Below are 24422 nucleotides of genomic sequence, written 5' to 3'. Positions count from 1 at the left end.
CGAGGACGATCAGCGGGCGGCCGGCTTGGCCTTGATCGCCTGGATGATCCACATGACGTTCACGGCGATGAACGCGATGCCCACAAGGATCACCAGGACGGCGACCCAGCCGTAGGCGAAGGCCGAGATGAAGGCGAACAGGGCGCCGATGGAGCCCAGGATCGCCAGGATGATGCCCATGATGCGACCGGCACCCGGCTTGCGGGTCAGCAGGACCAGCACCACGGCGTAGAGGATCGCGGCGACGATCCAGCTGATGATGTTGCCGGGCTGGATAGCCCATCCGCCCTCGGTGGGCGCGGCGATGCCGAACATCTCCTCAGCATCCTGCAGCGAGCGCGCGTAGGCCATGGTGGTGCGCCCGAGCACCTGGACGATGCCCAGCAGCAGGTACAGGCCCGCCGAGGCGAAGAGCAGGGTGCGCAGTCGGCCGAGGTTGGCGAACGCCCCGCCCGTGGCGGCACCGCCGGCTGCGGCGTTCCCGCTCCACTGGTTCCCGCCGGCGGCGGGCTGGTACTGCGGCGACTGGCCGCCTCCGCCGGACGGCTGGTACTGCGGTGCCTGGCTGCCGGACTGCCCGCCGTACTGCTGGCCCCCGTACTGGGGGGCCGCGGACTGCTGCCCACCGCCGTACTGCGGAGCCGACGGCTGCTCGCCGTAGGGGCTGGCCGGCGCGCCGGAGCCGTAGGACGGCTGGCCCGACCCGTAGGACGCGTGCTCGTTCGACGACTGGCCCGAGCCGTAGGACGGCTGCTGCCCGTACGGCGACGACGGCTGCTGGTCGCCGTAGGCCGGGGACTGCGAACCGTAGGAGGGGGCCGAGGACTGGCCGTACGACGTCTGCTCAGCTGCCTGTCCGTAGGACGGCGCCTGCTGCGCGCCGGGCTGGCCGTAGCCCTGCTGGTCCTGAGCGGAGTAGGAGGGCTGATCCTGGTTCGCAGCACCGTACGATGGCTGCTCCTGCGCGGAGGCGCCCTGGCCGGTGGCGTCGTAGGTCGGCTGCGAGTACGACGGCGCTGCGCCCTCACCCGAGGCCGGAGCCGCCGTGGAGCCGGAGCGCTGTGCGCCCGCTGCGCCGGCCTGGTCCGCTGCCGGCTGCTGCGAGCCGTAGGCGGGCGCGCTGTAGCCGCCCTGCTGCGCGGCGGAATCCGCGCTCTGCGCGGACTCGTCGGCCGCATCCGAAGTGCGCACGGCCTCGGAGTCGGACGGGGTCTGCTCCGCCGGGGTGCCGTACTGCGGCGCCTGGTAGCTGGGGGCCTCGTACCGGGGCTGCTCGCCCTCGGGGCGGGCGTCGTCGTGGGGGTTCTGCGACACGTCATGCTCCTTGATCGTGTGGTGGGTGGTCCCGGCGACGGCACGTGCCGCGCCCCGGCTCTGGCGCAAGCCTACTGAGACCGGTGCTGACCCGCTTCACTTGACGCAGAAAAGGCCGCGCGGCGGCAGGGGGCGCCTCGCGCGAGCCGCGCACTCAGCTGAGCTGATCGCCGCTGAACCACCGGGCCACGCTGCGGTTGAAGGCCAGCACCAGCCAGTAGACGTCCACTGCCAGCTGGACGATGCTCAGCAGGAGCGCGACGATCCCCAGCGCACCGCCGGCTGTCAGCGGGACCCCCAGGATGATGCCGATGCCGGTGCCGCCCAGCGAGAGCACGATCGAGATGATCACGAGCACGATGCCCAGGATGCGGGCCCAGTTCTGGCTCTTGAACAGGCCGATGATCACCACGAGGTAGAGCGCGACCGTGATCAGCAGGCCGACGATCCCGCCGACGATGCTGGCGACCCCGCCCGCGGAGGACTCCTCGGCCAGCTCCGCGGACAGGCCCATGCTCCTGTAGTAGTCGATCATGTCCTGCTGGAACGCCGCGGTCTGCGCGATCAGGATCCCGAGCAGCGACCCGATCACCGCGAGGATCAGCGAGAGGACGGCGACCTTGCGCAGGGTGTCGACCTTCTCGGGCTCGGGCCGGTCGAAGGACTGCTGAGGGCTGTAGGCGGCCGTGCCGTATCTGCTGCCGTCCCGACCCTGCTCATAGCCCTGGCCGTACTGAGGGGTGTTCGTCATGGCATCTCTCCTGGTGGTGCGGACATCCGGCGTCGGGAGCAGGGACCGAAGCGCCTCCGACCCGCTCGCTTCTGCGCGGTCCCCCGCTGTGCGCCCACCCTACTGAGACGAGCGATCCCCCGCTCCCGGGACGGCCCGGAGGCCGTCGAGGGAGCGGGGGATCGCTCGCGCTGCGGGTCGCGAGCCTCGGCTCAGCGCGCGCTCTTGAACCACTCGGCCACGCGGCCGTTGAAGGCCAGCACGAGCCAGTAGATCGTCAGGGCCAGCTGGACCACGGTGAGCACCAGCGAAACAGCACCCAGAGCGCCCCCGGCCATCAGCGGAACGCCCGTCACGGCCCCGATGCCGAACGCCCCGATCATGCCGACGATCGACAGGATCGCGAGCACGATGCCGAGGATGCGCGCCCAGTTCTTCTCCTTGGACAGACCGGCGATCACCACGACATACAGCGCGACGGTGACCACCAGGCCCAGCAGCGGGCCCACGAATCCGCCCTGCACCGACTGCTCCGCCTGTTCCGCAGACAGGCCGACGCCCTTGAAGTACTCGATCATGTCGTTCTGGAAAGCCTGCGTCCGGCTCAGGATCATGCTGAAGACGGAGCTGATGACCGAGAGGATGAGCAGGCCGATCGCGACTTGGCGAAGGGTGCCGACCTTCGCGGGCTTGCCCTGGTCGAAGGACTGCTGGGGGCTGTAGGCAGCGGTGCCGTACTTGTTCCCCTGGCCGTAGTCGGGGCCCGGAGCGTTCTGAGGGGTGTTCGTCATGACATCTCTCCTTGTGGTGCGGACTTCTCGGATGGGAACCAGGAGCCGGCGGCCGAGCGGGGAGCCCGGCCGCCGGCGTCGTCACTCGTAGCGCAGCGCCTCGATCGGGTCCTTCTTGGCGGCGCGGGCCGCCGGGAGGGTGCCTGCCAGGAAGGCGATCAGCATGATCACCAGGACGATGACCAGCAGCTGCAGCGGGGCGATCGCGTAGAGCGACAGCCCGGAGACCTCGGCCAGAGCGCCGCCCTCGCCGGTGAGCACCGCGTTGGCGATCGAGCCGACGGCCACGCCGCCGATCACGCCGGCCACGGAGCCGAAGACGCCGATCAGCACGGCCTCGGCGGAGAACAGGCCGAAGATCTTGCCGCCGGACATGCCCATGGCCTTCATCAGGCCGATCTCCCGGGTGCGCTCCTGCACGGACATCAGCAGCGTGTTCACGATGCCGAAGCTGGCGGCCAGCAGCGCGATCAGCGCGAAGCCGTTGAGCACCCAGGTCACCGCGTTGATGATGCCCTTGAGCGCGCCGATCTGGTCCTCGACCGTCATGCCGATCATGTTCTCGTCCATCAGGGCGGACTTCACGGCCCCCTGCTGCCCGGTGTCCGGGACGCTGGCCACGGCCTGGATGTAGCCCTCAGGCTGCTCCTCGACCATGCCGGAGGTCTGGTAGTCGTACAGCTTCTGGTTCAGCTGATCCGACGGGGTCGGGGATCCGCCCTGGCCGGAGGCGAGCTCCTCGGTCACGCCGGTGATCTCGGCCTCGAAGGTCTTCTCCTCGCCCACGGCGTTCGACAGCCCGATCTGGACGGTTCCGCCCACGGCGTCGTCGTCCGAGTCGTAGCCCAGGGGCTCGACCCACGACTGCGGGATCGTGATCTCGTCGGCGTCGGAGGCGGGAGCCTCACCGGCCATGTACGAGTAGGCCTCCACATCCGTGGGGAAGCCCATGGTTAGCTGGTACTGGGAGCCGTCCTCGGCCTCCAGGAACGACGGCTGCACGAAGACCACCGGCTCCACGGACTCCACGCCGTCGATGCCCTCGACCTTCTCGATGTCCTTCTCGGTGAGCATCTCCGAGCCGCCGAACATGCTCGAGGCCTGCGCCGCCTCGGGGTCGTACTCCTGCGGGCCCTCCTGCGAGGTGCCGGAGGCCTGATCCGCCGTCTTCATGACGTAGATCTGGTCCTCGCTGCCGAATCCCTGCAGCAGGGTGTCGATGTACTTGTTGATGCCCACGCCCAGACCGGAGGTCAGGGTGAGGGTGAAGGCGCCGATGAAGATCGCGACGACGGTCAGCAGCGTCCTGGCCTTGGAGCGCAGCGTGTTGCCCGCTGCGGTGGCGACGATGTCGGTGGACTTCATCGACGGTCTCCCTTCGAGAAGAGACGGCGCAGGCCGCCCTTGTCAGCGTGCTTGGTCTGCTCGGCCTGGGCCTTGGCCGCATCGGCCTGCGGCTGCGGCTCCCCGCGGTGGGCTCCGTCTCCGTCGGGGATCTGCGCCCACGGTCCGGCCGCCGCTGTGTCCTGAGCTGCGGCCGACGGGGCCGGGGCGGGCTGCTCGGCAGCTGCGCCCCGGCCCGGAGCGGCCGGCTGCGCCGGGGAATCCGTGCTCACGGAGTCGTCGTGGTCCTGGACGGAGGTGATCTCGCCGTCGACCAGGTTGATCCGGCGGTCGCAGCGGGCGGCGAGGTCGTCGTCGTGGGTGACGATGACCAGCGTGATGCCCTGCTCGCGCTGCAGGCCGAAGAGGATGTCCTCGACGACCTCGGAGGTACGGCTGTCCAGGTTGCCGGTGGGCTCGTCGGCGAAGATCACCGACGGCTCCGTGACCAGCGCTCGGGCGATGCACGCGCGCTGCTTCTGCCCGCCGGAGAGGTTCGTGGCCTTGTTCGCGGCCTTGTCGGCCATGCCCAGGCGCTCGAGGGCCTCCATGCCCTTGCGGTTGCGCTCGGATTTGCCCACACCGGCGATCTTCAGCGGCAGGACGACGTTCTCGAGCACCGTCTGGTTCGCGTTGAGGAAGAACTGCTGGAAGACGAAGCCGAAGCGCTCGTTGCGCAGACGGTTGATCTCCTTGGTGCTCAGCTCGGAGACGGGGCTGCCGTCCAGCGCCACGACCCCCTGGCTGGGCCGATCGAGCAGCGCCATGAGGTGCATGAGGGTGGACTTGCCGGAGCCCGACTTGCCGACCACGGCCACGGACTCGCCGCGGTGGATCTCCAGCGTGAGTCCCTTCAGCGCGTCGAAGCGCGTCTCGCCCTTGCCGTAGACCTTGACCAGGTTCTCGGTCTCCAGGACCGGGGGTTCCATCGTGGTGCCTCCTGTGTAGGGGGTTGTGCGTCGCGGCAGCCGGACTCGAATCCGGTGGTGCCTTCCGCATCAGCTGTGCGCCATCCTCCCAAACATGCGCACCTGACGGCATCAGGCCAGAGAGTGAACTCTCGGGGCCCTGCTGGGCCCCGGCTCATCCTTTCTGGGGAGGCCCGCGCGTCCTGCGGGGCGCGCGGTGCCCGGCGCGGACGCCTACCCTGGGCCGCGTGGCATCCCGCGACCCCCGTCTGAGTCCTCCGTCGGCGCACGACCGGCCCTCGGACGCGCAGCGGCTCGAGGTGCCGGTGGCCGCCTCTCCCGCCGAGGCGGCCCCCGTCCCGCCGTCCCAGCTCGAATCCGTCGTCCGCCTGACCCGCGACGGCCCCCGCACGGTGCGCCTGCACGAGCTCGCTCGGTCGATGGGCCGGGCGCGCAATCACGTCGCCCGCGAGCTCGGGGTCGTTCCCGAGCACGACCTCGGCCGGATGCTCGCCGCCCCGCGCACCCTGCTGGTCGAGGGCACCACGGATCAGGCCGTGCTGGAGCAGGTGCTGCGGCGCAGCGGCGACCGCCTGTCCCTGGTGCAGCCGGCCGGCAGCAAGACCCGCCTGGCCGTCCTGCACCACTTCCACCTGGCCCTGGGGATCCCGCACCACGTGCTCTTCGACGGCGACGGCGGTCCCGTCTCGGGGTCCTCGACCGCTCGGCACCGGATCCTGCGCAGTCGGCGCCAGGCCACGGAGGCGCTCGTGGCGTCACTGCGGTCGTCGTCCGCCGCAGCACCGGACTCGACGGCGGCGGCCGCGATCGACCCGACGGCCGCCGCCCGAGCCGCGGATCCCCGCTGGCGCGGCGACGACCCCGCCGTCGGCGGGTGGGGATTCGGCGGGCCGACCGTCGTGGGGCCGTCCTGGTCCGCGCTCGAGGTGGATCTGGAGGACGAGCTGTCCCGGTGGCCGTCGTTCGTATCCGCCCTGCAGGCCCGCGGCGGCACGCTGGCCGCCAAGCGCCCGGAGCGGTTCGCGGAGGCCGCGGCCGCAGCGCGGATGGAGGATCTGCCGCCGTCGTTCCGCCGGATCTGCGCTGCGGTCGCCGCCCTGGAGGCGGACCGCCCGCCGCGGCCCGGCATCCCGCCATCGCAGCGCGGAGCGAGCCCGCAGGACGCGTAGGGTTGCCCGCATGACGACGCCTGAGGAGATCGCAGACTGGATGCTCGAGACGATCCGCACGGAGGGACGGCTCGACCAGGACGATGCCGTCCGCCTGGTGCCGGAGAAGTTCGGGCAGGAGTGGGTGCGCACCAGCCCCCACGGACACCCCGCCCTGGATCAGTCGGTCGTGAAGGCCTTCCGCAAGGCCCACGACGGCACCGTGCAGTGGGATCGCGACCGCCGCTTCTGGTCGCCCAAGAAGTGAGCGCGCGCTGAGCGCGACCCGCGCCGAGGTGATGCAGCCGACCTCGGCGGGAGTCGCCTCGGCTCTGGTGGCCTTCACCTCCACGTTCGCGGTGGTCCTGGCCGGGCTGTCCGCGGTGGGGGCCGATCCCGCGCAGGCGGCCGGCGGCCTCATGGTCGTGACCGTGCTGATGGGCCTGGGCTCGATCCTGCTGGCCGTCTGGTCCCGGCAGCCGATCACGATCGCCTGGTCCACGCCCGGAGCCGCCCTGCTGGCCTCCACGGGGGCCGTCGAGGGCGGATGGCCGGCCGCTGTCGGAGCGTTCCTGGTGGTCGGCCTGCTCGTGGTCGCCACCGGCCTGATCCCGGCGCTCGGGGATCTCATCGCCCGCATCCCGCCGGCGGTGGCCCAGGCCATGCTCGCTGGCGTGCTGCTGCAGCTGTGCCTGGGCCCCATCGAGGCAGCGGTGGCCCAGCCCGCCGGCGTCCTGCCCGTGATCCTCGTGTGGCTCGTGGGCCTCCGACTGTTCCCGCGCTGGGCCGTGCCCTCGGCCTTCGCCGCGGCCGCGGTCGTGGTGGCCGTGCACGTGCTGCGCACCGGGCAGAGCATCGACCCGGCCGGGTTCGTGCCGCACCTTCACCTCACGGCCCCTCAGCTCAGCGCGCCTGCGGTGCTCGGGCTGGCCGTCCCGCTGTTCCTGGTCACGATGGCCTCGCAGAACGTGCCGGGTGCCGCGGTCATGCAGGGGCTCGGGTATCGCATCCCGTGGCGCCGCAGCATGACCGTGACCGGTCTCGGCTCGCTGCTGGGCGCCACCGGCGGGGCCCCGGGCGTGAACCTGGCCGCCATCAGCGCGGCCCTGGCCGCCGGGCCCGAGGCCGGAGAGGACCGCTCCCGGCGCTGGATCGCCAGCGTGGCCTCCGGCTGCCTGCTCGTGCTGATCGGATTGGGAGCAGGCGCCTTCGGGGCGCTGGTGAGCCTGGCTCCGGAGGGCGTCATCCCGGCGGTGGCCGGACTCGCCCTGCTCGGCACCTTCGCCTCCTCCCTGAGGGCCGCGCTCGAGCGCACCGAGGATCTCGTGCCCGCCGCGGTGACCTTCGCCGTCGTCGCCTCCGGGGTCAGCGTGGCCGGGATGTCCGCGGCCTTCTGGGCCCTGGTCGCCGGGCTGAGCGTGCGATGGGTGCTGCGGTGGGGTCGCACCGTGCCGACGCCCGACTCCGACCGAGCCGGCTGAACGGTCGTCGGGGTCCTGCGGACGAGTCCGCATCGACCCGTCCGCTCTTGATTCTGCAAGGGCTCCGAAAGCCTGTTCTGCGACCGATCCAGGGGCTTTCGCGCCCTACGCTCGTGGCCATGAGCGCCCTTCCCCACGCCGTCATCGACGTCTTCGCGACCGAGCCCTTCGAGGGCAGCGCAATCGCCGTCGTGCTCGAGGCCGACGGCCTCTCCGAGGAGCGGATCCACGGCCTGGCCGAGTGGCTGCCGCACGAGGAGACCGTCTTCGTGCTCTCCCCCACCGACAGCGGAGCAGACTTCCGCACACGAGCGTTCCGTTCCAAGACCGAGGTGCGCTTCGCGGGCATGTCCACCCTCGCGGCCGCCCGGGCCTGGCTCGACCGCGAAGGCTCCTCGGCGAGCGACGGCACCCTCGTCCAGCAGAGCGAGATCGGGCTGACCCCGGTCCAGGTGCAGGATGACCAGACCCTGAGCTTCACGGCCCCTCCGCTGTTCGACCGCGGAGAACCCGATGAGCTCACCGTCGAGATCATCTGCGAGGTCCTCGGCCTGGAGCCCGATCAGGTGCAGGGGTCGGCCTGGCTGGACTCCGGGACCGGGTTCCTGGGGCTGCTCGCGGACAGCGCCGAGACCGTGCTGGCCATGGAGCCGGACATCGACCAGCTCGGCCAGCACATGGTCGGCGTCCTGGGCCCGCACGCCGATGGCAGCCCCGCCGACTTCGAGCTGCGCTCCTTCGCCCCGTCCCGCGGCATCGACGAGCAGCGCGCCACCGCGACTCTCGTGGCGGCCTTCGCCTCATGGCTCGTGCCGCGCGGACTCGCCCCGGCGTCGTTCACGGTGGCCCAGGGCCGCGCCGTCGGCCACAGCGCCCTGATGCGCGTGACCACCGGCGACGACGGCACCTGGGTCGGCGGGGCCGTCGTCGCCCGCAGCGGGGGGACCCTGCTGGCCTGAGCCCGCTGCCCGACAGCGCAGCGGGCACGTGGCTCAGAACGGGTGCTGGATCTCGTCCGGGGAGACCGTCACCCACTGGATCTCGGTGAAGGCCTCGAGATTGGCCTCAGCACCTCCGAAGCGGCTGCCGTTGCCCGAATCGCCCACACCGCCGAAGGGCGCATTGGCCTCATCGGCCACGGTCATCTCATTGATGTGCACCTTGCCAGAGCGAATGCGATCGGCGACCTTCATGGCCTCGCCCACGGGGCCCATGATCGAGACCGACAGTCCGTACTCGGAGGCATTGGCCAGCTCGACGGCCTCGTCCACGGAGGCCACCCGGTGCACCGGGGCGACCGGGCCGAAGATCTCCTGCGACCAGGCCGGCATGTCCGGCGTGACGTCGGTGAGGACGGTCGGGCGGTAGAACAGGCCGTCGTGATCCGCGCCGGTGCGCGCCACGGCGCCGGCCGTCAGGGAGTCCTGGACGACCGAGTCGACGTTCTTGAGCTGCTTCTCGTCGATGATCGGGCCCAGGTGGACCTGCTCGGTCGAGGGATCGCCAACCGCCAGGGCCTCGGCCCGGGCGACCAGCCGGTCGACGTACTCATCGTGGACGTCCTGATGGACGATGTGCCGGCCGGTGCTCATGCAGATCTGGCCCTGGTGGAAGAACGAGCCGGTGGCCCCGGCAGAGGCGGCCAGGTCCACATCAGCCCCCGGCAGCACGATCGCCACGTTGTTGCCGCCGAGCTCCAGGTGCACGCGCTTGAGCTTCTCCGAGGCGACGGCGCCGATCTTCCGGCCCGCGGCGGTGGAGCCCGTGAACGAGATGACGCGGACCTCCTCGGCCTCCACGCATGCGGCGCCGATGTCTCCGCCGCCGGGCAGCACCTGCAGGACGCCCTCGGGCAGCCCGGCCTCCTCGAAGATCCGGGCCAGGGCGAAGCCGCCGATGACCGAGGTGCGAGGATCCGGCTTGAGCAGCACGGCATTGCCCGCGGCCAGGGCCGGGGCGACGGAGCGCATGGCCAGCAGCAGCGGGAAGTTGAACGGCGCGATGACCGTGACCACACCGCAGGGGCGGCGGCGAGAGAAGGACCAGTGGGCGCCGTCGGAGGGCAGCCACTGGCCGTGCGGGTGGCTCGGCAGGGCGGCGGCCTCGAAGCACTCGGCGGCCGTGTTGCCGACCTCCAGCCCGGTCTTGGCGGGGATGCCGCCGGTCTCGCGGATGACCCAGCCGGAGAGCTCGTCGTGGTTCTCCTGGATGACTTGGCCGGCGCGGCGCAGCACCGAGGCGCGCTCGGAGGGCTTCAACGCGATCCACTTCTCCTGCGCCGAGACTGCGCGTGCGGCGGCCTGATGGACCTGCTCCGCCGAGGCCGAGCCGATCGTGGCCAGCTCGGCGTTGTCGGCCGGGTTGCGCACGACGATCGGCTCGCCTTCGCCCTGCTCCCACGTGCCGGTGAAGATGCGGCCGTCGAAGGCCGAGGTGTCCAGAAGAGTCACAGGGCTGTCCTCCTTCTGCGCGCCCGCAGCGGGCGTCGCGGGGATGCGCGCGGAACAGGTGTGATCCGCGTCGCTCGATGCCCTCGAGCCTAACGAGACAGCGCCCCGCCGACCATGGTCGGCGGGGCGCTGTGGGAGCGGCTGAGCTGCGCAGGTCAGCGGCGGGGCTGCTCCTGGGGGTCGAGCACCGGCAGGGGCTCGGGCGCCGGGTCGCGGCGCTCGTCGTCGGCGGTGCGATCGGCAGCGGACCGGTCGACGTCGGACCCCTCAGCGGCGGGGCGCGCAGCGGAGCCGGAGACCTCGCCACGGGCGTCGTCGGCGCGGCCGCCCTCGGACCGGACGTCGCGCTTCATGGAGGTGGCCAGCGGCGTCTCCGGGATGAAGGCCATCAGGATCAGCGCGAGCACCACGAGCGGGATCATCACCATGAAGATCGGCGTGAGGGCGTCGTTGTAGGACGAGGTGATCACGTCCTGGATCGGCGCCGGCAGCGAGTCCACCAGCTCGGGCGTCAGCCCGGAGGAGGCGTCCGAGCCGCTTCCCTGCATGGCCGCCTGGGCCTGGGCGGGCATCCGCTCGGCGATCAGGTCGGTCAGGCGACCGGCGAAGATCACGCCGACCACTCCCGAGCCGATCGTGGCCCCGACCTGGCGGAAGAAGTTGTTGCCCGACGTGGCCGTGCCGACCATCGAGCCGGGGAACACGTTCTGCACCGCGAGCACCAGGATCTGGATGATCAGGCCCAGGCCCACGCCCATGACGCCCAGCGCCAGGCACACGTGCCACACGGCGGCCTCAGCGGTGAGCTGGGAGAGCAGGTACAGGGCGATGACCACGAGCACCGCACCGACCAGCGGGTAGGCCTTGTAGCGGCCGTAGCGCGAGACCAGGGCTCCCGATCCGGTCGAGGCGATCAGCACGCCCGCCATCATGGGCGTCATCAGCAGGCCCGAGCTGGTCGCGCTGGCGCCGTGGACCATCTGCAGGTAGGTCGGCATGTAGCCGATCGCGCCGAACATGGCCACGGAGATCATCATTCCGGAGGCCGTGGCCAGCAGGAACGTGCGGCTGCGGAACATGGACAGCGGCATCACCGGCTCGGCCACGCGGGACTCGATGACGATGAAGACCCCGGTGAACACCACGGCGATCGCGATCAGCCCGAAGATCTGCGCCGAGGCCCAGTCGTAGGTGCTGCCGCCCCAGGTGATCGTCAGGATCACGGCCACGGTCGCCACGCCCAGGGTCAGCATGCCCCACACGTCCACGGAGACGCGGCCGTGGTGCTTGGGCAGCTTGAGGAAGAAGACGACGCCGGCCAGGGCGATCACGCCGAGCGCGACGCTCATCCAGAAGGCGTAGCGCCAGCCCGGACCCTCGGTGATCCAGCCGCCGATCAGCGGCCCCACCACCGACGACAGCGCGAAGACGCCGCCCATGACGCCCATGTACTTGCCGCGCTCGCGCACCGGGACGATGTCGGCGATCACGGTCTGGGAGAGGATGATCAGGCCGCCGCCGCCCAGGCCCTGGACCACGCGGGCGGCGATCAGCCACCAGATGGTGGGAGCCAGCCCGCCCACGACGGAGCCGGCCATGAACACCAGGATCGCGCCCACGAGCAGGGGCTTGCGCCCGATCTGGTCGCCCATCTTGCCGTAGAAGGGCATGGTCACGGTCGAGGCCAGGATGTAGCCGGTGATGACCCACTGCATCTGGTGCACGCCGTCGAGCTCGCCCACGATGGTGGGCAGCGCGGTGGAGAGCACCGTCTGGTTCAGCGAGGCCAGCAGCATCGCGAGCATCAGCGCGATGAAGATCGGGATCAGGCGGGGGCGCGGCTGGTCGGCCTCCTGCGCCCGGTCCGCGCTCTCTGCCTCATGCGCGGCGGAAGAGCCGCGGACGGCGGTGAGCTGGCCGGTCATCGGCGAGGAGCTGGGCAGGCCCAGGCTGGCCGAGTCGACGGCCGTGAGCGCGCCCGTGGGCTGGCGCTCGTCGGAGGGACGCTCCGTGGAGTCGCCCCAAGGGGGTGTCGTGGTCATGCGTGGTCCGTTCTGATGAGACTGACGAGGACGTCGACCGCGTGGTCGAGGTCCTCCGGGGAAGGATCTGAGCCCGGAACCCGGTCCGGGCGGGAGAACACGAAGCGCAGGGCGGCACCGGCCGTGAGCACGAGCATGCTGATGCGCTCGTCGAGGTCATGCCCGGGGCCCAGCAGCCGCGGCTCCAGACCCTGCTCGGCCCAGCCGTGCACGACGTCGCGCACCATGTGCTCGCAGCCGTGCATCGTGTCCTTGAGCAGCCGCCCGAGGTCCGGGTGGGTCTGCATGAGGCGGACTCGGAAGTCCGCGGACTTCGCGGGCATGGCGGAGGCCAGCAGCTGCATGTAGAGCTCGACGACGCTGCGCAGCGTGCTCGCGCCCTCAGGTGGCCGCTCGGCGGCGCCGTCCGGGATGGCGGGCTCGCGCACCCCCATGACCGCGTGGTCCTTGGTGGGGAAGTAGTTGAAGAACGTGCGCTGGGAGATCCCCACGGACGCGGCGATGTCCTCCACCGTCACGGCCTGGAGACCTCGCTCCAGAACGGCCTCGGCGGCGGCGACATGGATGTCATGCCACGTCCGGGCCTTCTTGCGCTCTCTCAGACTCTCTTCTTGCACTAGTGCATTTTTGCACTCGCGCTATTTCTGCACAACTGCACTTTGGGTGATGATGGACACGCGGCGGTCGTCGAATCGACGCATCCGCGCATCGCCCGTGCCGAGATCACGCTTCCATGCGCAGAATCAGCGATTCCGTGCATTCTGGCGTGATCTCGACGGACCGGGAGCGCGGAAGCGTGAGCTCGGCAGGCAGCCGCGCGCGAAAGCGTCAGCTGGACGGCACCGGGTGCGCCAGTGCGCCAGGGACCGGTCGCCCTCCCCTTCGGCGCGCGCATGCCCTGCGCCGACCTCGCAGAAGGGGGCCACGTGCACGCCAGTCGTGCGGATCACAGCGCGCGGCTCCCCGCGGCCGTCCTGGAGGATGCGCAGGTCCCCTGCTGTCGGCAACGGCTCGCCCTCGGCCTCGTAGTCCAACAGCGAGGATGCAGTCCCCGTCTTGGTCCCGGCGAGCACCAGGCCCAGCAGCTCGTCGGCCTGCTCGCTCGTGGCCCCGAAGGCCCATGCATCCGGCACCTGCTCAGGCAGACCAGCGACCTCAGCCCGGACGCCGGCCCAAGAGGACATCACGCCCATAGCGCCCTCTCTCCTCGCCGAGATCATGCTTCCGTGCGCCGCTGATGCCGAGATCCCGCTTCCGTGCGCGGATTCCGTGATTCCGCGCATTCTGGCGGGATCTCGGCGGAACGGGCGCAGGGAAACGGGATCTCGGCAGGCAGCCGCGTACTCAGGGACGCGGTCTCACCACTCCAGGGCGATCTTGCCCAGGTGGGACTGGCCCTGCATCAGTTCGCAGGCCTTCGCCAGATCGGTCATGGGCAGGGTCTGATCCAGCACCGGCCGGATGCCCAGGCCGTCCATGGCCGCCACGAACTCCTGCTGCATGGCCCGCGAGCCCACCAGCACGCCGTGCAGGCGCACCTGCTTGGTCATCAGCAGCGCAGTGGGGATCTCGCCCTTGTCGCCGGCGACCACGCCGATCAGCGAGATCACCCCGCCCGGCTTCACGGCCCGCAGCGACTGCGGCAGGGTCTGCGCGCCGGCGGACTCCAGGACGATGTCCGCCCCGCCGGTCTGCTTCTTGATCGTGCGGCCCCACTCGGGGTCGTCGTTGTAGTTCACCGTAATGTCGGCGCCGAGCTCGCGAGCGCGGGCGAGCTTCTCGTCCGACGACGACGTGATCGCCACGCGGGCACCCATGGCCTTGGCGATCTGCAGCGCCAGGATCGAGACGCCACCGGTGCCCAGCAGGACCACGGTCTGCCCGGGCTTCAGACCGCCCTCGGTCACCAGGCAGCGCCAGGCGGTGGCGCCGGCGGTGGTGATGGTCGCAGCCTCCGGGTGGGTCCACCCCTCGGGCGCTGCAGTGAACCAGCTCGCCGGACGCACCACGGACTCGCGGGCATAGCCGTCCACCCCGTCGCCCGGGGAGCCCGCGAAGGAGGACGGGACGTCGTCGCCGGACTGCCACAACGGGAAGAACAAGGAGACCACGTGGTCGCCGACCGCGAACTCGTCGACACCCTCGCCGACCTCCGCGACCACGCCGGAGGCATCCGCCAGGGGCACGCGATCCTCGTCCGGGGGCGTGCCGCCGGAGATCACCAGGTAGTCGTGGAAGTTCAGGCTCGAGGCCTTGACCTGCACACGGATCTCGCCGGGGCCGGGAGCGCCGGGCTCTGCGACGTCGTCGACCCGGAGATTCTCCAGGCCGCCGCCGGCGGGGACGATGAACTGCTTCATGGTCGGGCTCCTCTCGAACGGACCGCACGCGGGTCCGCGGTTGACTGTGCCTCCAGCTTGCCACCGACGGCCGACGTCGCAGAAGAGCCGATCCGCCCTCAGCACGACGATCACCATGACCGCGCGGAGCCATTGTGCCGTCCGAGCCCAGTGCCAGACTCACGACCATGGTCGATTTCCGCTTCTCCCAGGTCGATGTCTTCTCCGCGGTGCCGCACGGGGGCAATCCGCTGGCCGTCGTGCACGACGCCGCCGAGCTCACCGATGAGCAGATGGCCCAGTTCGCGAGCTGGACCAACCTCTCCGAGACTGCCTTCCTGCTGCCGCCGGAGGACGAGCGGGCCGATTACCGCGTGCGGATCTTCACCCCGCAGGAGGAGCTGCCGTTCGCCGGGCACCCCACCCTGGGCTCGGCACGCGCCTGGCTGGCGGCCGGCGGCGCACTGCGCCGGGACGGGACCGTGGTCCAGGAGTGCGGTGCGGGTCTGATCACCGTCCTGTCCGACGACGACGGCCTGTCCTTCTCAGCCCCTCCCCTGCGCCGTGGCGGAGAAGTCGAGTCGTCGGCCCTCGCGCTGGCCACCGAGGCGCTCGGCCTGAAGCCGGGCGAGATCCAAGACGCCAACTGGGTGGACAACGGGCCCGGGTGGCTGGGGATCGTGCTGGCGGATGCCAAGGCCGTCCTGGCCCTGGAGCCGGATGCCGCCCTGATCGCGGAGCACGATCTGCGCTTGGGCGTCTTCGGCCCGCATGAGCCGGCACGGGATGCCGACGTGGAGGTCCGCGCCTTCGTGCCCACGGAGCACGGCATGCGCGAGGACCCTGTGACGGGCAGCCTCCAGGCGGGCTTCGGGACGTGGCTGATCCGCGCCGGGGTGGCACCGGAGGAGTACACGGCGGCGCAGGGCACGGCGATCGGTCGCAGCGGACGGGTGCGCGTGCGCTCGGACGGTCAGGACGTGTGGGTCGGCGGGACCGCGGAGGTCACGATCACCGGCATCGTGAGCTTCTGAGACCTCAGCCGCGCAGGATCTTCTCGAGCGCCTTGCCCTTGGCGCGCTCGTCGACCAGCTTGTCCATCCAGCGGACCTGCTGCATGAGCGGCTCCTCGAACGGCGTCTCGGCGTCCAGGTGGTGCTGGATCTCGGCGTCGTCATAGCCGGTCAGCCAGGTGATGACCGCGTGCAGCTCCTCACGGGTGCGGCCCTTCTTCTCGACCTTGGTCACGTAGTGCGGATACACCGAGGCGAACGGCATGGCGGCAACCCGCTGGAGGGTCTTCCCATCGGTCGTCATGCGCAGAACCCTATCGACCTGCATCGCCTCGCCGCCGCACGCGTTGAGGCCGCAGAAGGGCCACCCATCAGCGCGGTTGGCATGCGACTGTGCGGCCTCAACGGTGGGGGCATGCGGTGCTGCGGCCTCGATGGGGCAGCGCTCACGCCCAGGGGGATGGGCCGCCGGTCAGGACCGCGCGCTCGTGGTCGATCAGCATGCGGCGCACGGCATGGCGGGGGTCGGGCTCGCCGGTGCTGCCGTCGGCGCGGGTCACGCGGTGCACCGGGAGGAACAGGGGCACCCGGACCTCCGAGCACAGCGTCCCCGCCGCACGTGCGGCTCGGGGACGGCCCGCCTCGGCGGCCAGCTGCCCGTAGGCCAGGGTCTGCCCGTACGGGATCTGCGCGATCCGCTCCCACGCCGCCCGTCTGAAGCCGTCAGCCGGAGCGAGGTCGACGGGCACGTCGAGGTCCTGCACGGAGCCGTCGAACCAGGCCTCGATCCGCTCCAGGATCTCGGCCAGCGCGGCAGGGTCGTGCGCAGGCGCAGCTCCGAGCTGAGCGCCCGCCTCGATCAGAACGGACTCCTCGCTGGGCATGCCCGTGCCGTCGGGGCGGGAGAACGCCGCCCGGATCGCACCCTGCGGCCCGATCACGATCAGGCCGTCGCCGATCGGCGTCTCGACCCAGCTCCAGACGGGCTCAGAGGGCATGTGCATGCCCCGATCCTGGCACGACGACGCTCAGCTCGACCCGCAACAGGGCATCCGCTCTTGACGGCGCACCTCAAGATCAGGTTAGGCTCACCTCATCGAGGGTGCGACAGACCCCGCCGCACCACCGCAGCCGACACCCTCTGGAGCGATCATGACCCCCAGCGAGAACGCCGAGACAGCCGCTCCGGCACAGGGCACCCCCTGCCACCTGGACGTCGCCGCCGCAGATGCCGCGGCACGCCTGCTCAACGGCGCCGGCCGGATGACGATCTCCTGCCATGACGGCGTCCGCGGGCACCTCCTGGACACGTCCTTCCACGGGGCCGCACAGGACGGCACCCGCTACATGGTGGTGTCCCCGCAGGAGGGGCAGTGGCCGCCCATGCCGATCGAGCGCCCGCAGCACGTCTCCATGACGATCGCAGCGGAGGCCCCCGTGGCCGAGATCCGCATGACGGTCGCCGAGCTCAGCGGCCATGCCGTGGTCACCCGCTGCACGGAGGACGAGGAGACCGCACTGCTCTCCGAGGGGCCCCTGCCCAGCGAGATCGCCCGGACCTTCACCTGCTGGCCGGGCTCGCAGCTGTGGCGCGTGGAGCCCCTGCGCATGACGATCCACCACATCCCCGGGTGCCACATGCTGGATCGCGAGGCCCTGGCCCCGCGGCCGTCGTGGCCCGGACCGGCGGAGGAGCTCGAGACCGTCGAGCTGCTGCGCTCCGAATGGGGCACGCACCTGACGGGCCTTCTCACCGAGCTTCGCCCGGCGTCGACGCCGACCGCCGAGCACCCACACGCGCCGGGTGGCGTGCGCTGCGCCACGGGGCGCGCCTACCCGGTGTCACTCTCCGACCGCGAGCTCATGCTCCTGCTGGTCGACGGACCCCACCGTGACACCGTCGCGGTGCCCCTGCCGCACCCGGTGAGCTCCCCTGAGGAGTTCATCGACGCGCTGCGAGAGGCGATCGGCGCTCCCGCCGAGAGCCGCTGAGGAGCTTCAGCCCCGCGAGCGCAGCCGGGTGTTCGGCAGCGGCGGGGCGGGCAGCGGATCGGGCTCGCCGTCGGAGTAGGGCCCGAAGCGCGGAGGGTCGTCCGGGCTCAGGCCCGCGGCGCTCAGGATCTCCTCCGACGGGGCGGCCTCGAAGCCGAGCTCATGCTGGTAGATCGCGCGATAGGCGGCGACCTCGTCGTGCGTGCGGCCGATGAAGTTCCACCACATGACGATCTCCTCGCCCAGCGGCTCCCCGCCCAGCAGGATCAGGCGCACGGGCTCGGCGTCGCCGCCGACCTCCAGCCGGAGGCTCTCGCGGCCCGGGCCGATGTACGCCAGGTGCTCGGTCTCCACGGCGACGCCGTCCACGCTCAGGGAGCCGGAGTCCAAGTAGACGCCGTGCTCGAAGCCGGCCTGGACGTCGAGCTCCAGCACGGCACCGGGCTCGAGCAGGATCTCCGCGCCCAGCAGCGGAGGCGTGGAGGTCTCCACCCGGGCGTCGTCGCCGGACAGCTCCCCGATGAAGACGCGGATCTGCGAACCCTCGCCGTGCACCGGCTGCGGGACGTGATGGATGAAGCGGTGATCCATGTGGCGCGTGGCCTCGGGCAGCGCGTACCAGAGCTGCACGCCGTGCAGGACGGTCGTGTCCGCAGTGGAGATCTCCTGGTGGGCGATGCCGCGCCCGGCCACCATGAGGTTCATCTCGCCGGGGCGCACGACGGCGCGGTTGCCGGCCGAGTCCAGGTGGTCGATCTGACCGGTGAACAGCCACGAGACCGTCGCCAGACCCGTGTGCGGGTGGCGTGGGACGTCCATGCCGCCGGTCTGCGCCACATCGTCCGGGCCGTAGCTGTCCAGGAAGCACCAGGCGCCGATCAGCGAGCGCTTGCGCTGCGGCAGCACCCGTCGAACGTCCATGGCGCGCGGCCCGCCCAACGGGACGATGCGCGGCGGCAGGATCTGGATCTCGTGCCCCGGCTCGGCGGTGCAGATGGTCTCCAGCGGGACGGGCTCCACGTTGCTCATGGGGTCATTCCAGCACAGGCCCCGTGACGTGTCACGAACTACCGGGTCGACGACGGCGGCGCCGACTCAGCCGGCCAGTGCCTCCGGGTGCTCGCGCAGCCAGCCCTGCACGTACCAGCAGGTGGCCTGCGGCTCGATGCCCTCGGCCACGGTCTCGGCGATCGCCCAGGAGACCAGCCGATCGGCCACGCCGCGGCCGCGATGGCTGGGCTGGGTGAGGGTGTGGTCGAAGATCCGCTGGGAGCGACCGTCGGTCTCGTACGGGGTGTAGTGGGCCTCGCCGACGACGCGACCGCCGTCGAGCGCCTGGAAGGCGTGCGCGGCGGTGTCGTGGCGCAGCTCGAGATCTGCGGTGGACGAGGTCTGCTGTGCGTCGGTCATGTCCGTGCAACTCGCGGCGACCCGGGTTTGTGCCGCCGAGGCGGCCACCGGAGACTGGAGGTTCGGAAAGCTCGGGAGCGGAGGGGTCATGGTCGCGTGGCTGGAGCGGCATCAGGTGCCTCTGTACCTGGCGACCATGGTCCTCGGCGCGGCGCTGGGTCTGGCGTTCCCCGCCGTGACGTCCACGTGGGAGCCGGCCGTGCCGCCGCTGATCGCGGTGCTGCTGTGGAGCACGTTCCTGGGGATCCCGCTGACGCAGCTGGGCGACGGACTGCGCGACCGCCGCTTCCTGCTGGTGCTGCTGGGTCTGAACTTCCTGGTGGTCCCGGTGGTCGCGTGGCTGCTGACCCGCCCGCTGACCGGTCATCCCGAGCTCGTGCTGGGGGTCCTGGTGGTGCTGCTGGTGCCGTGCATCGACTGGGTCATCGTGTTCGCCGGGCTGGCCGGAGGTGACCGCGCCCGCCTCACCGCCGCGGCCCCGCTGCTGATGCTGGCGCAGATGCTCCTGCTGGGCCCGCTGCTGTGGCTGCTGGCCGGGCCCGACGTCCCCCTGCGGATCGAGCCCGGGCCGTTCCTCAGCGCCCTGGTGTGGATGCTGCTGGTGCCGCTGGGCGCGGCCGTCGTCGTGCAGCTCGCGGTAGGCCGCGGCGGCGAACCGGACGACGCGGCGGCAGTCTCCGCAGAACCCCGAGGCTCACGGGTCTCCCTGACCGCCCGACGCATCGAGGCCCTCGGCCAGGCCCTCATGGTCCCCGCGCTGATGCTGGTGCTGCTCACCGTGATCGCCTCGCAGATCGCTGCGGTGCGCGGCCAGCTGGCCGAGATCGCGCTGTCCGTTCCGGTGTACGTGGCCTTCCTGGTGCTCATGACGGCCCTGACCGTGCTGGTCGTCCGCGCCGCTCGACTGCCGGTGGCCTCGGCGCGCGCCGCAGTCTTCAGCGCGACCGCGCGCAACTCCCTGGTGGTGCTGCCCCTGGCGGTGGCCGTCGCGGACCAGGCCCCGCTGATCCCGCTGGCCGTGGTCATGCAGACCATGGTCGAACTCGTGGGCATGGTGGTGCTCGTGCGGCTGGTTCCCCGCCTGCTGCCCCTGCCGAGAGCAGTCGAACTCGGCCGCTGAGCCAGGCTCCGCCGCCGGGAGCGCGGGACAGACTCAGCCCCCGGCGACCTCCTCGATCGCCGACGACGCCGCCGCGTCCCGGTAGTGCTGCGGATCGGCGGGGGCGTCGATCTCTCCCTGCTGGTCCAGGAAGTCCCCGGTGTCGATCAGGGCATCGGCCAGGGGCCCGGAGAAGAACTGCTCCTGCTGCTCGCCGGCGCGCAGGTAGCCGGTGCCGTCGATCTGGCGGCGGACAGTCTCGGTATCCGAGCCCATCTGCAGCGCCAGGATCTCGGCGGCGCGATCGGGATCGTCCTGCAGCATCTGCACCGCCCAGTCCTGAGCGCGGGTCCACTGCTCCATGGCCTCGGGATTCTCCTCGGCGAACCCGGAATCGGCTGCCGACAGGTCGAAGGTCGGCGCCCCGATCTCTGCGGCCTGGGTGCTGGAGACGAGCCGGGTGCCGCCGTCGGCCTCGAGCTCCCCGAGCGTGGGGTCCCAGATGTACGCGGCGTCGATCTCCCCCGACTGCCAGGCCCCGAGCAGGGCATCCGGGGACAGGTTGATCACGGTGACGTCGTCGGACAGGCCCTCCTGCTCCAGCAGCGCCAGGAGGCTGAAGTGCGCGGTGGAGCCGAAGGGCACGCCCACGCTGCCGCCGCGCAGATCCTCGAGGTCGGTGATGCCCTCCGCGCCGATCAGCGCCTCGGACTCGCCGATCACGTCCTGGATCCACACGACCTCCACGGGCAGATCCAGCGGCACGGACAGCGCCTTCACCGCCGGGGACGAGCCCACCGTCGCGATGTCCAGCGAGTCGCCGCCGAAGCCCTGCACGACTTCGGCACCCGAGGCGTACTGGGTCCAGCGGATGTCGGCGTTGGGCATGCAGGTCTCCAGCACCTGCTGATCGCGCACGATCAGGTCGCCGCTGGGCAGCAGCTGATAGCCCAGGTCGATCGTGCCGGTGACGGACTGATCGGCCTCCCAGGGGCACTCGGCGACCGCGCCGCCGTGCTCGGCATTGAGACGACGCTCGGTCTGGGCTGCGGTGCAGCCGCTGAGCAGCAGGGCCGCGACGGCGGCCAGGGACGCGACGACGGAGCCCCTGCGGATGCTGGTGGTCATGGGGCGCTCCTCGTGGCTGATCATCATTCGCCGACCGTCGTGCTGCGGGACGTGCCTGCGGCGTCCCCGTAGATCGCCCCGGCGATCCGCTCCCGCAGGGCGGTGAACTCGGGGCTGGTGCGCACGGAGACGTCGTCGTGGTCCCGGCCGATCTCGACCTGCAGGTCCAGGGCGATCCGACCCGGGCGCGGGCTCATCACGAGCACGCGGGTGCCGAGGTAGACGGCCTCGTCGATCGAGTGCGTGATGAACACGATCGTCTTGCGGTCCTGGCGCCAGATCCCGCGCAGCTCGACCTGCAGCCGCTCGCGGCTCAGGGCATCGAGTGCGCCGAACGGCTCGTCCATGAGGATGACGTCCGGGTCGTTGGCGAGCACACGGGCGATCTGGGCGCGCTGCTGCATGCCTCCCGAGAGCTCGTAGGGCTTGCGGTCCGCGAAGGACTCCAGGCCCACGAGCCGCAGCTGACGCTCGCCGATCTCCCGGCGCTCCTGGGCCGGCGCGCCGCGCAGCAGCGGGCCGAGCTCCACGTTGGCCCGCACCGATTTCCAGGGCAGGAGATTGGCCTGCTGGAAGACCACGCCGCGCGCCGCCGACGGGCCCGTGACCGGGTCGCCGTCGACCGCCACGACTCCGCTCGAGGGCGAGTGGAACCCGGCGATCATGTCCATCAGCGTGGACTTGCCGCAGCCGGAAGGGCCCACGATGCACACGAACTCGCCCTCCCCGATCTCCAGATCGGTGGGCGCCAGCGCGTGCACGATGTCGCCGGAGTCGGTCGTGTAGTCCTTGGCGGCGGCCGTCAGCCGGATCTTGGCGGCAGCGCTCCGGTCATCCATCGGCGAGTGCTCCTGATCGGCGCGGTGCTGGGGGTCGTCGTGCCCGTTGCGGCTGGGCTGTCCGGGGGCGCTCATGCTCGGCCCTGCCACGGCGTCGCCACGCGGCCCACGGCCGCGATCAGAGCATCCAGCCCCACCGCCGCCAGGCCGATCACGATGATGCAGGCGATGGTCAGCGGCGTCTGCAGCTGCGTTCCGGAGACATAGGCCAGGCCGCCGATGCCGGGGATGCCGTTGTTCAGCTCGGCGGCGACCACCGTGGTCCAGGTGAAGCCGGTGGCGATGCGGATGCCGCCGATGACCTCCGGCAGCGCCGACGGGATGGTCACATGGCGCATCACCTGCCAGCGGGTGGCCCCCAGCGAGCGCGCCGCGTTCACGCGGGAGACCTGCACGCCCTGGACCCCCTGCATGGTGGCCACGGCGATCGGCGGGAACGCGGCCAGGAACAGCAGCCAGATCTTGGAGGTGTCCCCGATGCCGAACCACACGATCAGCAGGCCGATGTAGCCCAGCGGCGGCAGGGCGCGCAGGAAGTGCAGGAACGGCTCCACGATCTCGCGCACCGGGCGGAACGCGCCGAGCAGCACACCCAGGGCCACGCCGACGACCGCACCGACGCCCACGCCGATCGCGATCCGGCGCAGGCTGTGCGCCAGGTGCTCCCAGAGGAAGTAGCCCTGCTCGCCGCAGGCCCATCGGGTGGCGTCGTCGTCGACCGGACGGCAGGAGCTGGCCTGCACGAACGCCGACCACACAGCCCCCGGCGAGGGCAGGAACAGGGGCTGGACCAGCCCGACGGCGGTGACGAGCCACCACAGCAGGACCAGCACGACCAGGCTCACCGCGGTGGTGCGAATGCGCTGGAGGCGCTCACGCCGTCGTCGTCGCTGCGGACGACGGGGACTGTCCGTCTCGTCGGGCGTCTCCGACGACGGCGGGGTCGTCTCGGTGGCCTGGAGGGACATGGGGCATCCGATCTGGGGAAGGCGGAGAAGCTCTCGGAGTCCGAAACCTACCGAATCTGTGGGGATTTCCCCCCGGTCGGGCGTCATGTCGTCACACAGAGCCGAGCCTGGGGATGAGCGCCTGTCAACTATTCCTACGGATCGAGTCGCATTTCCCGGACGCGCGCCTCAGGGGACGTAGATTCGAGCCGACGGCAAGCATCCCACGGCTCGAGAGAAGGCTTCCTGCGCGATGAGCGTGACTCTGAACTGGTTCCTGCCCACCAACGGCGACGGCCGCTCCGTGGTCGACCGACCGCACTCGAACGACCGCGCAGTGGCGACGCCTCGCGAGCCGAGCCTCGACTACCTGGCACAGGTGGCTCGCGCGGCGGAGGCCAACGGCTTCCACGCGGTGCTCACCCCCACCGGCTCGTGGTGCGAGGACGCCTGGATCGCCACGGCCGCGCTGATCGGAGCCACCTCCAAGCTGAAGTTCCTGGTGGCCTTCCGCCCCGGCACGATCACCCCCACCCTGGCCGCCCAGATGGCCGTGACCTACCAGAAGATCTCGGGTGGGCGGCTGATGTTCAACATCGTCACCGGCGGGGAGTCGGCCGAGCAGCAGCGCTTCGGCGACTGGCTCGATCACGATCAGCGCTACGAGCGCACCGATGAGTTCATGGAGATCGTCTCGTCGATCTGGGCCCAGGGCGGGGTCGACTTCGACGGCGCCCACTACAAAACGCGCGACGCCCGGGCCTTCGAGCAGCCTGCTGTTGTGCCGCCGCTGTACTTCGGCGGAAACTCGGAGGCCGCGCTGCCCGTGGCCGCGCGCCGGGCGGATGTGCATCTGACCTGGGGCGAGGTCCCGGAGAAGGTCGGTGCACGGATCGAGCGGCTGCGCGAGCTGGCGGCCGCAGAGGGCCGGACCCTGGAGTTCGGCGTGCGCGCCCACGTGATCACCCGGGACCGCTCCGAGGACGCATGGGCCGTGGCGCAGCGCTTCCTGGAGCAGATGGATCCGGAGGAGGTGAAGGCCTCGCAGAAGCATCTGGCCGCGTCCGAGTCCACGGCGCAGAAGGGGATGACCGAGCTGCACGGCGGCACCGTCCCGGACAGCGCCCGCGACTTGGAGGTCCACCCCGGGCTCTGGGCGGGCGTCGGCCTGCTGCGCGGCGGCGCCGGCACGGCTTTCGTGGGCAGCCACGAGGAGGTCGCCGATCTGATCGAGCAGTACCACGCGGTGGGCGTGGAGCACTTCATCCTCTCGGGCTACCCGCATCTGGAGGAGGCGTACTGGGTGGGCGAGGGCCTGCGCCCGGAGCTGGCCCGTCGGGGAGTCCTGGCCCCGGACCCCTCCTGACCCCTCCGCCCCTCCGCTTCC

Annotated in this window: 25 protein-coding genes; 8 read left to right on the top strand and 17 right to left on the bottom strand. The window is 71.2% G+C overall.

Annotation, left to right across the window (positions count from 1 at the left end; translation table 11 throughout):
• Window positions 1-9: 9 nt before the first annotated feature.
• The 5 genes from JOE55_RS07945 to JOE55_RS07925 all read right to left on the bottom strand — a co-directional run bounded on the left by JOE55_RS07945 (window position 10) and on the right by JOE55_RS07925 (window position 5147).
• Complete coding sequence (locus JOE55_RS07945; RefSeq protein ID WP_204782566.1) at window positions 10-1314, bottom strand: hypothetical protein; 1305 nt, start codon at window positions 1312-1314, stop codon at window positions 10-12.
• A 154-nt stretch (window positions 1315-1468) separates the two neighbouring features.
• Window positions 1469-2065 (bottom strand): hypothetical protein, encoded by a 597-nt coding sequence (locus JOE55_RS07940; RefSeq protein WP_204782565.1) that lies wholly within the window; start codon window positions 2063-2065, stop codon window positions 1469-1471.
• A 191-nt stretch (window positions 2066-2256) separates the two neighbouring features.
• On the bottom strand, window positions 2257-2835 hold the full coding sequence (locus JOE55_RS07935; RefSeq protein WP_204782564.1) for a hypothetical protein: 579 nt from the start codon (window positions 2833-2835) through the stop codon (window positions 2257-2259).
• A gap of 81 nt (window positions 2836-2916) precedes the next feature.
• Complete coding sequence (locus tag JOE55_RS07930; protein ID WP_204782563.1) at window positions 2917-4200, bottom strand: ABC transporter permease; 1284 nt, start codon at window positions 4198-4200, stop codon at window positions 2917-2919.
• A complete protein-coding gene (locus JOE55_RS07925) occupies window positions 4197-5147 on the bottom strand; it encodes an ABC transporter ATP-binding protein (RefSeq protein WP_006214596.1) in 951 nt (316 codons plus the stop codon). The genes JOE55_RS07930 and JOE55_RS07925 overlap by 4 nt, the downstream gene beginning before the upstream one ends.
• 227 nt (window positions 5148-5374) lie before the next feature.
• Between JOE55_RS07925 and JOE55_RS07920 the strand changes: the two genes are divergently transcribed.
• The 4 genes from JOE55_RS07920 to JOE55_RS07905 all read left to right on the top strand — a co-directional run bounded on the left by JOE55_RS07920 (window position 5375) and on the right by JOE55_RS07905 (window position 8735).
• The gene (locus tag JOE55_RS07920) at window positions 5375-6316 is read left to right on the top strand and encodes a TOPRIM nucleotidyl transferase/hydrolase domain-containing protein (protein WP_204782562.1); all 942 of its coding nucleotides are present in this window, start codon (window positions 5375-5377) and stop codon (window positions 6314-6316) included.
• A gap of 10 nt (window positions 6317-6326) precedes the next feature.
• Window positions 6327-6563 (top strand): DUF6953 family protein, encoded by a 237-nt coding sequence (locus JOE55_RS07915; protein ID WP_024289393.1) that lies wholly within the window; start codon window positions 6327-6329, stop codon window positions 6561-6563.
• A gap of 31 nt (window positions 6564-6594) precedes the next feature.
• Window positions 6595-7776 carry a benzoate/H(+) symporter BenE family transporter gene (locus tag JOE55_RS07910; protein WP_204783244.1) on the top strand — a complete coding sequence of 394 codons (1182 nt, stop codon included), beginning with the start codon at window positions 6595-6597 and terminating at the stop codon, window positions 7774-7776.
• A gap of 119 nt (window positions 7777-7895) precedes the next feature.
• Window positions 7896-8735, top strand: coding sequence for a PhzF family phenazine biosynthesis protein (locus JOE55_RS07905; protein WP_204782561.1), 840 nt, complete (start codon window positions 7896-7898; stop codon window positions 8733-8735).
• A gap of 33 nt (window positions 8736-8768) precedes the next feature.
• Here the strand turns inward: JOE55_RS07905 and JOE55_RS07900 are convergent, their stop codons facing one another.
• The 5 genes from JOE55_RS07900 to JOE55_RS07880 form a co-directional block, all read right to left on the bottom strand.
• On the bottom strand, window positions 8769-10226 hold the full coding sequence (locus JOE55_RS07900) for an aldehyde dehydrogenase family protein (protein WP_204782560.1): 1458 nt from the start codon (window positions 10224-10226) through the stop codon (window positions 8769-8771).
• A 155-nt stretch (window positions 10227-10381) separates the two neighbouring features.
• The gene (locus JOE55_RS07895; protein WP_204782559.1) at window positions 10382-12268 is read right to left on the bottom strand and encodes an MDR family MFS transporter; all 1887 of its coding nucleotides are present in this window, start codon (window positions 12266-12268) and stop codon (window positions 10382-10384) included.
• Entirely contained in the window at window positions 12265-12885 is a 621-nt protein-coding gene (locus JOE55_RS07890; RefSeq protein WP_081749183.1) for a TetR/AcrR family transcriptional regulator, read from the bottom strand. The genes JOE55_RS07895 and JOE55_RS07890 overlap by 4 nt, the downstream gene beginning before the upstream one ends.
• Window positions 12886-13011: 126 nt before the next feature.
• A complete protein-coding gene (locus JOE55_RS07885; protein WP_204782558.1) occupies window positions 13012-13461 on the bottom strand; it encodes an ASCH domain-containing protein in 450 nt (149 codons plus the stop codon).
• Between the two features lie 165 nt (window positions 13462-13626).
• Window positions 13627-14628: a zinc-dependent alcohol dehydrogenase family protein gene (locus JOE55_RS07880; protein WP_024289400.1), complete on the bottom strand. Its 1002-nt coding sequence runs from the start codon at window positions 14626-14628 to the stop codon at window positions 13627-13629.
• A gap of 167 nt (window positions 14629-14795) precedes the next feature.
• On the opposite strand from JOE55_RS07880, the gene JOE55_RS07875 reads away from it, so the two are divergent.
• Window positions 14796-15641: a PhzF family phenazine biosynthesis protein gene (locus JOE55_RS07875; protein WP_204782557.1), complete on the top strand. Its 846-nt coding sequence runs from the start codon at window positions 14796-14798 to the stop codon at window positions 15639-15641.
• A gap of 4 nt (window positions 15642-15645) precedes the next feature.
• On the opposite strand, the gene JOE55_RS07870 is transcribed toward JOE55_RS07875, so the two are convergent.
• Window positions 15646-15924: a DUF2200 family protein gene (locus JOE55_RS07870; RefSeq protein WP_204782556.1), complete on the bottom strand. Its 279-nt coding sequence runs from the start codon at window positions 15922-15924 to the stop codon at window positions 15646-15648.
• Window positions 15925-16066: 142 nt separating this feature from the next.
• Window positions 16067-16618, bottom strand: a complete 552-nt coding sequence (locus tag JOE55_RS07865) for a methylated-DNA--[protein]-cysteine S-methyltransferase (RefSeq protein ID WP_204782555.1) — start codon at window positions 16616-16618, stop codon at window positions 16067-16069.
• Between the two features lie 154 nt (window positions 16619-16772).
• Here JOE55_RS07865 and JOE55_RS07860 point away from each other — a divergent pair, with 154 nt between their 5' ends.
• Window positions 16773-17612: a hypothetical protein gene (locus tag JOE55_RS07860; RefSeq protein WP_024289403.1), complete on the top strand. Its 840-nt coding sequence runs from the start codon at window positions 16773-16775 to the stop codon at window positions 17610-17612.
• A 6-nt stretch (window positions 17613-17618) separates the two neighbouring features.
• Here the strand turns inward: JOE55_RS07860 and JOE55_RS07855 are convergent, their stop codons facing one another.
• Together JOE55_RS07855 and JOE55_RS07850 are read right to left on the bottom strand one after the other, a co-directional pair.
• A complete protein-coding gene (locus JOE55_RS07855) occupies window positions 17619-18641 on the bottom strand; it encodes a pirin family protein (protein ID WP_204782554.1) in 1023 nt (340 codons plus the stop codon).
• A 66-nt stretch (window positions 18642-18707) separates the two neighbouring features.
• A complete protein-coding gene (locus JOE55_RS07850) occupies window positions 18708-19022 on the bottom strand; it encodes a GNAT family N-acetyltransferase (protein WP_204782553.1) in 315 nt (104 codons plus the stop codon).
• 88 nt (window positions 19023-19110) lie between these two features.
• On the opposite strand from JOE55_RS07850, the gene JOE55_RS07845 reads away from it, so the two are divergent.
• Entirely contained in the window at window positions 19111-20142 is a 1032-nt protein-coding gene (locus JOE55_RS07845; RefSeq protein ID WP_204782552.1) for an arsenic resistance protein, read from the top strand.
• Window positions 20143-20175: 33 nt separating this feature from the next.
• On the opposite strand, the gene JOE55_RS07840 is transcribed toward JOE55_RS07845, so the two are convergent.
• From JOE55_RS07840 to JOE55_RS07830, 3 genes are read right to left on the bottom strand one after another with little or no spacing between them, the layout of a single operon-like run.
• Window positions 20176-21249: a taurine ABC transporter substrate-binding protein gene (locus JOE55_RS07840; RefSeq protein WP_204782551.1), complete on the bottom strand. Its 1074-nt coding sequence runs from the start codon at window positions 21247-21249 to the stop codon at window positions 20176-20178.
• Window positions 21250-21272: 23 nt separating this feature from the next.
• Window positions 21273-22163 carry an ABC transporter ATP-binding protein gene (locus JOE55_RS07835; protein ID WP_239546525.1) on the bottom strand — a complete coding sequence of 297 codons (891 nt, stop codon included), beginning with the start codon at window positions 22161-22163 and terminating at the stop codon, window positions 21273-21275.
• Window positions 22160-23056: an ABC transporter permease gene (locus JOE55_RS07830; protein ID WP_204782550.1), complete on the bottom strand. Its 897-nt coding sequence runs from the start codon at window positions 23054-23056 to the stop codon at window positions 22160-22162. Before JOE55_RS07830 ends, JOE55_RS07835 begins: the two co-directional genes overlap by 4 nt.
• 232 nt (window positions 23057-23288) lie before the next feature.
• On the opposite strand from JOE55_RS07830, the gene JOE55_RS07825 reads away from it, so the two are divergent.
• Complete coding sequence (locus tag JOE55_RS07825; RefSeq protein ID WP_204782549.1) at window positions 23289-24401, top strand: LLM class flavin-dependent oxidoreductase; 1113 nt, start codon at window positions 23289-23291, stop codon at window positions 24399-24401.
• Window positions 24402-24422: the final 21 nt, after the last annotated feature.

This window comes from Kocuria palustris (assembly GCF_016907795.1).
Classification (GTDB): domain Bacteria; phylum Actinomycetota; class Actinomycetes; order Actinomycetales; family Micrococcaceae; genus Kocuria; species Kocuria palustris.
The sequence above is the reverse complement of the archived record's forward strand: the minus strand, read 5'-3'. Positions and strand labels throughout refer to the sequence as shown.

Bases quoted from the DNA above. Each gene is read 5' to 3' on its own strand.
- JOE55_RS07930 (WP_204782563.1), bottom strand. From the start codon at position 4,200: ATGAAGTCCACCGACATCGTCGCCACCGCAGCGGGCAACACGCTGCGC.
- JOE55_RS07885 (WP_204782558.1), bottom strand. From the start codon at position 13,461: ATGGGCGTGATGTCCTCTTGGGCCGGCGTCCGGGCTGAGGTCGCTGGT.
- JOE55_RS07895 (WP_204782559.1), bottom strand. From the start codon at position 12,268: ATGACCACGACACCCCCTTGGGGCGACTCCACGGAGCGTCCCTCCGAC.
- JOE55_RS07845 (WP_204782552.1), top strand. From the start codon at position 19,111: ATGGTCGCGTGGCTGGAGCGGCATCAGGTGCCTCTGTACCTGGCGACC.
- JOE55_RS07860 (WP_024289403.1), top strand. From the start codon at position 16,773: ATGACCCCCAGCGAGAACGCCGAGACAGCCGCTCCGGCACAGGGCACC.
- JOE55_RS07910 (WP_204783244.1), top strand. From the start codon at position 6,595: ATGCAGCCGACCTCGGCGGGAGTCGCCTCGGCTCTGGTGGCCTTCACC.
- JOE55_RS07865 (WP_204782555.1), bottom strand. From the start codon at position 16,618: ATGCCCTCTGAGCCCGTCTGGAGCTGGGTCGAGACGCCGATCGGCGAC.
- JOE55_RS07875 (WP_204782557.1), top strand. From the start codon at position 14,796: ATGGTCGATTTCCGCTTCTCCCAGGTCGATGTCTTCTCCGCGGTGCCG.
- JOE55_RS07855 (WP_204782554.1), bottom strand. From the start codon at position 18,641: ATGAGCAACGTGGAGCCCGTCCCGCTGGAGACCATCTGCACCGCCGAG.
- JOE55_RS07905 (WP_204782561.1), top strand. From the start codon at position 7,896: ATGAGCGCCCTTCCCCACGCCGTCATCGACGTCTTCGCGACCGAGCCC.
- JOE55_RS07830 (WP_204782550.1), bottom strand. From the start codon at position 23,056: ATGTCCCTCCAGGCCACCGAGACGACCCCGCCGTCGTCGGAGACGCCC.
- JOE55_RS07835 (WP_239546525.1), bottom strand. From the start codon at position 22,163: ATGAGCGCCCCCGGACAGCCCAGCCGCAACGGGCACGACGACCCCCAG.
- JOE55_RS07925 (WP_006214596.1), bottom strand. From the start codon at position 5,147: ATGGAACCCCCGGTCCTGGAGACCGAGAACCTGGTCAAGGTCTACGGC.
- JOE55_RS07915 (WP_024289393.1), top strand. From the start codon at position 6,327: ATGACGACGCCTGAGGAGATCGCAGACTGGATGCTCGAGACGATCCGC.
- JOE55_RS07880 (WP_024289400.1), bottom strand. From the start codon at position 14,628: ATGAAGCAGTTCATCGTCCCCGCCGGCGGCGGCCTGGAGAATCTCCGG.
- JOE55_RS07825 (WP_204782549.1), top strand. From the start codon at position 23,289: ATGAGCGTGACTCTGAACTGGTTCCTGCCCACCAACGGCGACGGCCGC.
- JOE55_RS07840 (WP_204782551.1), bottom strand. From the start codon at position 21,249: ATGACCACCAGCATCCGCAGGGGCTCCGTCGTCGCGTCCCTGGCCGCC.
- JOE55_RS07935 (WP_204782564.1), bottom strand. From the start codon at position 2,835: ATGACGAACACCCCTCAGAACGCTCCGGGCCCCGACTACGGCCAGGGG.
- JOE55_RS07850 (WP_204782553.1), bottom strand. From the start codon at position 19,022: ATGACCGACGCACAGCAGACCTCGTCCACCGCAGATCTCGAGCTGCGC.
- JOE55_RS07940 (WP_204782565.1), bottom strand. From the start codon at position 2,065: ATGACGAACACCCCTCAGTACGGCCAGGGCTATGAGCAGGGTCGGGAC.
- JOE55_RS07870 (WP_204782556.1), bottom strand. From the start codon at position 15,924: ATGACGACCGATGGGAAGACCCTCCAGCGGGTTGCCGCCATGCCGTTC.